Source organism: Nostoc sp. CCY 9925 (genome assembly GCF_963920935.1).
In the GTDB taxonomy this organism is placed as follows: domain Bacteria; phylum Cyanobacteriota; class Cyanobacteriia; order Cyanobacteriales; family Nostocaceae; genus Nostoc.
Genome location: NZ_CAWUDO010000070.1, coordinates 39067 through 45859, shown reverse-complemented (window position 1 = coordinate 45859; position 6793 = coordinate 39067). Strand labels below are relative to the sequence as shown.

The window sequence follows — 6793 nt, the reverse complement described above, 5'->3', positions numbered from 1 at the left end:
CTACTACGTCAAACCACCCTCTTGTACTTGGGGCGCGTCCAACTGCGATGGTCATTAGAGCAAATCTCCAAATCTTATAAGTACAGGTTGTATCTGTATTATAGATAGCTATGCAGAAGCTTCCTAGAATGCAGAAAGTTAACCAAGTCGTTAACCTAGTTTACAATTTTTTACTAACCTTTAATCATATTAAGTGAAAATCTCTAATTTTTCTAGATGATTTGTCATAAAACTTAACTATTGATAGAGATGGGCATAGGAGATGGGGGCCAGGGAACTACTTAGCAGGGAAGAAACCTTTTTCTCCCCCGTGCCCCGTGCCCAATGCCCTATCCCCAATGCCCTTTTCCCTAGAATCAGTCAGCTGACGCTAAAATGAGTGCTACAGTTAAATTTTGATTAATGCTAAATGTTTACCATCGACTTAAGCATCAGAAACACTGCTTTCCCGATCTCAGTACAACGTAAGTCAGCCGAGGATGCTGAGGCTGTCTATCAGCTAATTTTGGCAGCGATGCGTTCTGGCAATCCTGACATAGTGGAGCTAAAGTGCGAGGGCAAAACAGAGAAGAAAATTGCTGTCCGTGCTAGTGAAATTTCTGGAGTCCAGATTGTTCAGAAAGATGGTGTAACCACTGCTAGTGGTAGACCACCTGGCTTTTTTGCTCTAGCTGCTGAGTAACCAAGGTTGACAAATGTCTCAAGTGGGCATCCAGGTCAAGGATTTAAACTTCAGTTGGCCTAATGGAGAGAAAGTTATCAAATCTTGCTCTTTAGAAGTTCCTAAGGGTGAGTTTTGGATGCTTTTGGGTACAAACGGCAGCGGTAAATCAACCTTGCTGAGGCTGGTAGCGGGATTATTAGCTCCGGAGTCTGGCGAAATTGGAGTTTTGCAGCCTGTTGGCTTTGTCTTCCAAAATCCCGATCATCAACTGGTGATGCCAACAGTTGGTGCTGACGTGGCTTTTGGATTGGTGGAAGAAAAGTTGCCTACTGCTGCTGTGAGAGTCAGGGTTGAGGAGGCACTGGGGGCGGTAAATTTACTGACCCTACAACGACGCCCAATATATGCACTTTCTGGGGGACAGAAGCAGCGAGTCGCCATCGCTGGTGCGATCGCCCGTCGCTGTGAAGTCTTATTATTAGATGAACCCACTGCTCTGTTAGATCCAGATAGCCAGCTGGATTTGGTTGCTGGTGTCCGCCGTCTCGTCAAAAGTCGAGGTATCACAGCCTTGTGGGTGACCCATCGGTTAGACGAGCTAAATTACTGTGACGGTGCTTTTTTATTAGAAAAAGGTTCTGTTGTGGATAGGGGTGAAGCCCAGCGCCTTAAACAACGTCTGATGCAAATACACAGTGAAGCCTCTTGATTGAGCCATATGGATGGGGCATGGGGCATAGAAAGAGGCAAAGGAGAAAAACTTACTGCAACTTCCTCTCTGCTCCTTTGCCCCTGTGCTCCCTCATCTTTGTTATCCGCTTCTCTTAACTCAAAACTACTAAAACGCGCCTTTCTAATAGAGGCGCGTTTTATGTTATTGCCTCTGTCTTAAGGTCAATTTTATAAAGCTGGGGTGTTTTTTGTTTTATGTAACATAGTGTTACAGACAGTGCATCAACTATTATAAAAATTATGAATGAATTTTGCTAACTCTAGAAAAGTGTGATTAAAAACCATGCCCCGTTCGTTACTACAAGCCGTTTTGTTAGTGGACGGCTACAATATAATAGGCGCTTGGCCTTGCTTAAAGAAAACCCGTGATAGCGTTGGACTAGAGGCCGCACGTAGCGAACTTGTGGAAGCAATGACTGGTTACAGTGCGTTTCAAGGTTATGCAACTCAAATAATTTTTGATGCCCAATATCAAAATTCTGCTAGCAATAAAGAAATTATTACAGAGCTTTTATCTGTTTACTATACTGATTTTGGGCAAACAGCAGATACTTATATTGAAAAATCTTGTGCGTCTTTTCGCCAGCAAATAGCTCAATCTTTGATTTCTCGTGTGATTGTTGCCACATCAGATCGAGCACAGCAGCTGATGGTGCAGGGGTATGGGGCTGAATGGTTGTCAGCACAACAACTGTGTGGTGAGGTGGAAGCTACCGTTTGTCGGATGCGACAAAAGTATCATACACGCAAACAATCAAAGAGTAGATTTTTAGCCAATGCGATCGACGCGAAAGCACGGCAGCGTCTGGCTGAACTACGAATGGGATTACAGTAGATATTAGTATCTAAAAGTCTCAGGTTAGCCTCTAGAGCGGGTTTTGACTGCAAAAATCTATAATTAAGCATCTAAGAAAAAAAATTTAGCTAAAGTACTTGCCAAATCCTATCCTTTACCTTTAATATTATAAATCGTGGGTGATCCTCAGTAGCTCAGTGGTAGAGCGATCGACTGTTAATCGATTGGTCGCTGGTTCGAATCCGGCCTGGGGAGTTAAAAAAGTTAGCAGTGAGTATTGAGTTATGAATTTTGTAACTCCTGGCTGTTAAATCAAAGAGCGGTTAAACAATGCTGCCTACAAATGCTATGTAGGCAAGTTGGCAAAGTTATGCTTGTTCTATCTACTAGTGTAAAAACTATTAGTGGGAGCATCTCAATTTGAGAAAATTGGATGCTTCCAAATATCGTCGCCTTAAGCCTGTGGTCTTGTGTGAAAGCAGAAAAAACTAGATGTACGGGGGATTTTGGTTTTGAATGATAACTCCAAAAAAATTTTGCAAGTTCCCTATGACTTAGCAGAGAGGTTTATTAGATTGTCTAACTCTTGCTGCATCTGGCTAACAACTAATTCATAACATTCATTGACATACTGGCGATCGCAAGCTGCTTGCCGACCATATCGTTCAAATACAATGGGAGGACAAACCCGCGTGTACAACTTCACAGGTAAGGGAATGTTGGGCAAGGGACCAATTCCTAATCCCCAAGGTAATCCCAGATAAATGGGAAAAACTTCTGGGTCAATTCCAAATAGCCAAGGCATCCCCCATTGGTGGAGTTGCTGCACAATTTTGTAACAGTCAGCAAGCACAATTAGCGTATCGTGAGCACCCCAAGAAATCGCAGGCACAATTGGTACATTTTCCCGCAACGCTAATTTGATAAATCCTTGTCGTCCCACAAAATAAATTTTGTTACGCAAATGATGTGGTCGAAAGACATCTTCGGCTCCACCTGGGTAAACTAGTACACTAGCTCCAGACCGCAAGGCAGCGTAAGCCATTTTCGGATGAGCCATGATTGCTCCAGCTTTGGCAACTAGTTGCGCTAGTGGTGGGCTAACTTCCCAGGCTTTAGGATGCATCAATCCATAAATAGGTCGTTCCACACCAAAGCGTCGGAACCAATCGTACATCATCATTGTCATATCCGGAGCCGCAAGTCCTCCATTGTGCGAACCGACAAACAAAACTTTTTCTTCAGGTCGAATATTCTCCCAGCCACTAGTTTGAACTCGGAAATAGTAGTGATACAAAAAGCTAAACAGGGGCATCAGAGATTTGATGAACTTTGGATCTCGCTCATCCAAAGACCAACCGGGTTTTTTGTTTAAGATATGTTGCTTTTTTGACATCGATGCATTTTAACAGGACTGGTAAAGATCGAATAATCCTTTACCGTGGCAGCAAAATCCCAAAATGTTCGCTGCTTGAAAAGTAAATTGAACAACGTAGCGAGTTATGTAGCTACTGATCTATTCTCTCAGCGATCGCCCGCAATAAATCTGCTACTTGACATTGGCTCATCAATATTTACCTTGACAGATAGGAAGAACAATCTCAAATTCAGTTCTCTCGGTGGGGTGACAACGTACAGTTAAAGTGCCGCGATGTTGTTGGATAATGAAATAACAGACAAATAACCCCAAACCTTGACCACGACCAATCGGCTTTGTGGTGAAAAACGGTTCAAAAATCCGCTCTTGCAGACTCACAGGAATGGTGCTATCTGTATTGGCGATCGCAATTCGTAACCATTCACGATCTATCACTCCAGTACGAATCCGAATTTCTGGGTCTTCGCTGCTTTGGCAATTATCTCGAATCGCATCAATGGCATTGTTAATAATATTCAGAAAGACTTGATTCAATTGACTAGGATAGCAAGTCACCAGAGGTAAATTGCCATACTCGTGAGAATAGTTTTCGGTTTGTTGATACAGACGGGTATTTTCCACAGAGATGGCAGCTTGGCTAGTTAGGAGTTGGAGAATCTCGATGCGATCGCAATTCGCATGGCTGCTAACTTGTGCGGATCGGTCATCTCTGGCAGGTTAATTAAATCGTCGATCGCTAACTCCAGTGGCGGTTCTCTAAACAGCGGTTCGCCCAAGAACTCCAGCACTTGTAAACAGGTGTCGATCGCTGCCAGCATTTGATTCTGAGCAATGTAGAAATAAATTTTGATTTCATACATCTTCACCTTTTGCAGCAAATCCGGGGCGTGCTGAAGAACAATTTCTGAAAGCCTTTTTGCCTGCTCGAAATGGGCAGTCAGGTACTCAATTTCAGCCGCTTCGCGTCTACGCTAGGCAAGAATGCTGCGAGATGGGACTTCCAAATAAAAAAATAATCAATCGCTTTGGTGGGCAGGGGGAGAAGAAATTACTCAATTTTGAGAGCGAAAAGCAAGATCAAATTTTTCCTCCTCTGCTTCCTCAGCCCCAAGCAAATACAGTCTCACCAAAAATTAGGGAAAAATATGGCAACTTTTGTAGGTTGTGATACGCTATCTGCTTGAGGAGTTTCGAGGTACTCAAAATGACTAAGCTGCGCGTGGGGTTATTGTTTGGCGGTCGTTCAGGAGAGCATGAAGTTTCGATCAACTCAGCACGGGCGATCGCTAAAGCCTTAAGTGCAGAGCAAAATACTAGTAAGTACGAAATACTGCCTTTTTACATCCAAAAAGATGGACGCTGGCTGGCGGGGGAAGCACCCCAAAAGGTTTTAGGAAACGGTATCCCACTACTGGAATCCCAAGAATCAACATCCGGGGGACTGACATCCAACCCTCAAACCCAAACTCTCAGCCAATGGCAATCACCCTCTCAAGTTGCGGAAGTGGATGTTTGGTTTCCCATTCTCCACGGCCCCAACGGTGAAGATGGGACAATTCAAGGCTTACTTACCTTAATGCAAGTGCCTTTTGTGGGTTCTGGGGTGTTAGGTTCGGCTATGGGGATGGATAAAATTGCCATGAAAATGGCGTTTGAGCAAGCGGGACTAGCGCAAGTGAAATACAAGGCAATAACTAGAGCACAAGTTTGGTCTAATCCTTGTGTATTTCCGAAACTGTGTGATGAAATTGAGGCAACATTAGGTTATCCTGCTTTTGTCAAGCCTGCAAATTTAGGTTCATCAGTGGGCATTGCTAAAGTGCGATCGCGCCCAGAATTAGAAGCTGCTTTAGACAATGCCGCTAGTTATGACCGACGGCTAGTTGTAGAAGCTGGTGTGGTCGCCAGAGAAGTAGAGTGTGCTGTTTTGGGTAACGACCAACCCCAGGCCTCTGTCGTTGGAGAGATTACATATGATAGCGATTTTTACGATTATGAAACTAAATATACCGAAGGTAAAGCAGATTTACTGATACCTGCACGCATTCCAGATGCCATTGCCCGTAAAATTCAGGACATGGCCTTGCAAGCTTTTGCAGCTGTTGACGCCGCAGGATTAGCAAGGGTAGATTTTTTCTACGTGGAAGCGACACAAGAAGTTTTGATTAATGAAATCAACACTTTACCAGGCTTCACTGCAACTAGTATGTATCCTCAACTCTGGGCACATAGTGGAGTTTCTTTTCCAGAATTAGTGGATCGATTAATTCAACTTGCGATGGAAAGACATTCTCCTAACTAACAAGAAAAATTAGCGAATAAATTTCCAGATTATTACAGTAAAAAGTAGCAACAAATACAGAATTCCGGCAAAAGTTAGCCAGATTTAGTAGCCTTTGTTATACAAAAAAGTTACTTGAATCTGAACTTTTGTTACGGATACCTGATGCTTGACTCCTCCAGTACAATTTATTGACTAGAGGGGTACAAATCTGAAAGTAATCATGGAAAAAAGTCAGAGTGTACAGCACGAGCCAACCCAACTAATAGGGGCCACTCCAGAGCTGACAAACAGGAAATCGAGATTAACAAAAAGCTCAAATGGTCTGATATATTTGGTTGCACATCATCCTTGGCTATTGTTAACTGGGTCTTTAGCTATGTTTATCGGAGGTGGTGCCTTTGCCTTGTATAGCTTAGGTAATCCTGGGCAGGTAGCACCAGAAGAAACAGAAGAAATTCCAGTGATCGTAGAACAACCAATCTATACGCCCTCTGAGAATACTAATCCTACACCTTTATGGATGGTGGCTGCCATCGCCCTCAGTTGTGGTAGTGGTTGCTGGATTATTTTCCGAATGCTTAACCGGAAAACCCAGCCGCAAAAAGTCCCAAAACAGGTTAACCGTCATCATGCACGCATGGCAGAAGCCCGCTACACAAGATTGGAACCGCGCCTTCCCAAAAACCAGCCAATTTTTGTGCCCCAGCGACAACTAATGCCTGTGATGCAGACGGCACCTAAAACAAAGCATCTGGTGACAGTTCTACCACCAGAACACAAGCACCACTTGGATACGCGCAAAGAATCATTGGCAGACTTGATGGATCTCCGTAAAGATAGTTCATTGTCTGCGATTTTACGCCAGTATTAAAATACTGTAAAGTAAAAACCTGTCAAATTAATATTTTTTGTTAATTAAGGTGACTAGGATTCCTGATT

8 protein-coding genes and 1 tRNA gene are annotated in these 6793 nt (G+C 43.4%); 6 read left to right on the top strand and 3 right to left on the bottom strand.

All coding sequences use genetic code 11. The features are described 5' to 3' along the window. The first annotated feature begins 409 nt into the window (after nucleotides 1–409). The 4 genes from ACM0OY_RS27845 to ACM0OY_RS27830 all read left to right on the top strand — a co-directional run bounded on the left by ACM0OY_RS27845 (nucleotide 410) and on the right by ACM0OY_RS27830 (nucleotide 2447). The gene (locus ACM0OY_RS27845; protein ID WP_073645675.1) at nucleotides 410–682 is read left to right on the top strand and encodes a hypothetical protein; all 273 of its coding nucleotides are present in this window, start codon (nucleotides 410–412) and stop codon (nucleotides 680–682) included. Between the two features lie 13 nt (nucleotides 683–695). Next, nucleotides 696–1373, top strand: coding sequence for an ABC transporter ATP-binding protein (locus tag ACM0OY_RS27840; RefSeq protein ID WP_414572025.1), 678 nt, complete (start codon nucleotides 696–698; stop codon nucleotides 1371–1373). 306 nt (nucleotides 1374–1679) lie between these two features. Next, entirely contained in the window at nucleotides 1680–2231 is a 552-nt protein-coding gene (locus ACM0OY_RS27835; RefSeq protein ID WP_414572024.1) for an NYN domain-containing protein, read from the top strand. Nucleotides 2232–2375: 144 nt separating this feature from the next. Next, nucleotides 2376–2447 (top strand) — tRNA-Asn (locus ACM0OY_RS27830). A gap of 292 nt (nucleotides 2448–2739) precedes the next feature. Here the strand turns inward: ACM0OY_RS27830 and ACM0OY_RS27825 are convergent. From ACM0OY_RS27825 to ACM0OY_RS27815, 3 genes are all read right to left on the bottom strand, one after another. Continuing rightward, nucleotides 2740–3588: a lysophospholipid acyltransferase family protein gene (locus tag ACM0OY_RS27825; RefSeq protein WP_414572023.1), complete on the bottom strand. Its 849-nt coding sequence runs from the start codon at nucleotides 3586–3588 to the stop codon at nucleotides 2740–2742. 171 nt (nucleotides 3589–3759) lie between these two features. Beyond that, nucleotides 3760–4191, bottom strand: coding sequence for a sensor histidine kinase (locus tag ACM0OY_RS27820; protein WP_414572022.1), 432 nt, complete (start codon nucleotides 4189–4191; stop codon nucleotides 3760–3762). Between the two features lie 20 nt (nucleotides 4192–4211). Next, a complete protein-coding gene (locus ACM0OY_RS27815) occupies nucleotides 4212–4430 on the bottom strand; it encodes a hypothetical protein (protein WP_414572021.1) in 219 nt (72 codons plus the stop codon). Nucleotides 4431–4774: 344 nt separating this feature from the next. Between ACM0OY_RS27815 and ACM0OY_RS27810 the strand changes: the two genes are divergently transcribed. Together ACM0OY_RS27810 and ACM0OY_RS27805 are read left to right on the top strand one after the other, a co-directional pair. Further along, nucleotides 4775–5872 carry a D-alanine--D-alanine ligase family protein gene (locus ACM0OY_RS27810; RefSeq protein ID WP_414572020.1) on the top strand — a complete coding sequence of 366 codons (1098 nt, stop codon included), beginning with the start codon at nucleotides 4775–4777 and terminating at the stop codon, nucleotides 5870–5872. Nucleotides 5873–6074: 202 nt separating this feature from the next. Continuing rightward, a complete protein-coding gene (locus ACM0OY_RS27805; protein ID WP_414572019.1) occupies nucleotides 6075–6725 on the top strand; it encodes a hypothetical protein in 651 nt (216 codons plus the stop codon). The last annotated feature ends 68 nt before the right edge of the window (nucleotides 6726–6793 follow it).

Bases quoted from the DNA above. Each gene is read 5' to 3' on its own strand.
- ACM0OY_RS27845 (WP_073645675.1), top strand. From the start codon at position 410: ATGTTTACCATCGACTTAAGCATCAGAAACACTGCTTTCCCGATCTCA.
- ACM0OY_RS27840 (WP_414572025.1), top strand. From the start codon at position 696: ATGTCTCAAGTGGGCATCCAGGTCAAGGATTTAAACTTCAGTTGGCCT.
- ACM0OY_RS27835 (WP_414572024.1), top strand. From the start codon at position 1,680: ATGCCCCGTTCGTTACTACAAGCCGTTTTGTTAGTGGACGGCTACAAT.
- ACM0OY_RS27825 (WP_414572023.1), bottom strand. From the start codon at position 3,588: ATGTCAAAAAAGCAACATATCTTAAACAAAAAACCCGGTTGGTCTTTG.
- ACM0OY_RS27815 (WP_414572021.1), bottom strand. From the start codon at position 4,430: ATGTATGAAATCAAAATTTATTTCTACATTGCTCAGAATCAAATGCTG.
- ACM0OY_RS27810 (WP_414572020.1), top strand. From the start codon at position 4,775: ATGACTAAGCTGCGCGTGGGGTTATTGTTTGGCGGTCGTTCAGGAGAG.
- ACM0OY_RS27805 (WP_414572019.1), top strand. From the start codon at position 6,075: ATGGAAAAAAGTCAGAGTGTACAGCACGAGCCAACCCAACTAATAGGG.